1 protein-coding gene is annotated in these 1,255 nt (G+C 43.1%); it reads left to right on the top strand.

Annotated elements, in window-relative coordinates; translation table 11 throughout:
* Positions 1-293: 293 nt before the first annotated feature.
* Complete coding sequence (locus CWC30_RS17955) at positions 294-1,049, top strand: class I SAM-dependent methyltransferase (protein ID WP_036981241.1); 756 nt, start codon at positions 294-296, stop codon at positions 1,047-1,049.
* Positions 1,050-1,255 lie beyond the last annotated feature (206 nt).

The raw sequence follows: 1,255 nt of genomic DNA, 5'->3' as shown, positions 1-1,255 counted from the left end.
CCCATCGACGCCGCTTCGCGTCGAACAATGGGTTTTCTCGGAAAATTTCGATAAAGCCACAACAGACATTCCGGTAATGTTTTTATCATCCAAAGTGGGGCAGGCTGAACGTATTAAAGGGGTTTAGTGTTGGCGGGGCTGACTACATTTACAACAAAGTAAACAACAAGCGAAGCCAGAATCTGAGAGTGAAAATAACGATATTGAGTTGTTTTAAACTATACACCTTGCGAACTTCGTATATTGCTGCTGTTTGGGTATAATAGCGGTGAAATTTATCATCGGAGTGTGAAGTGGTTATACAGTGTGCGTTTAAAGAGTGTCGGCCATATTTGAATGAGTTAGAAACACGCTTTGGGCTTGCTCAATGGGCAGAGCAAAGCAGTGGCTTTAGTTTGCATTACGATGATAAAGGGCTAAGCCTATATAAAACTGATGAGCCTAAACTAGGTGCAATTAACGTAGACTTTGTAACTGGTGCCGTTGCACATAGGCGTAAATTTGGTGGTGGTAAAGGGCAATCAATTGCTAAAGCCGTTGGTCTTAATAAGGGCGCAACGCCAGTGGTACTCGATGCAACCGCAGGGCTTGGACGTGATGGTTTTGTTTTAGCATCGCTAGGCTGTAAAGTGATTTTGCATGAGCGCCACCCCGTGGTTGCCGCGCTGTTATATGACGGTTTACAACGTGCTTATAACGATAGTGAAATTGGCCTATGGATGCAGCAAAATATGAGCTTAATATTTGGCTCAAGCCATACCTTACTTGCTCAATGTGACAGCGTGCCCGATGTAGTGTATTTAGATCCTATGTTTCCGCACCGTGAAAAATCAGCATTGGTTAAAAAAGAAATGCGTGTATTCCAAGAGTTAGTGGGTGGCGATACCGACGCCGATGATTTACTCGAGTTTGCCTACCCTCTTGCCAGCAAACGTGTGGTGGTTAAACGCCCCGATTACGCACCATTTTTAAATGATAAAACCCCAAGCATGCAAATCAAAACCAAGAAAAACCGCTTTGATGTATATGTAAAAGCCGCGATGGTTTAGGTTAAAGGTTAAAGGTTAAAGGTTAAAGGTTAACGGGCTACGAGCGACGGGCTTCGAGCCTAAAACGTGTGCGAGGTAAACTAAGGCTGATGGGATGGCGCACACTATTTTGTAGATACCATCTCTCTTTATAGGCTTCAAGATCGTATTTAACTTTCTTGGAGCTTAAACGCTTCTTGATTTTTTATTACACCAAAACATATATG

Origin of the sequence: Pseudoalteromonas sp. S4741, from assembly GCF_005886135.1 — a bacterium.
Taxonomy (GTDB): Bacteria; Pseudomonadota; Gammaproteobacteria; order Enterobacterales; family Alteromonadaceae; genus Pseudoalteromonas; species Pseudoalteromonas tetraodonis.
This window is presented reverse-complemented; position numbering and strand designations above follow the sequence as displayed.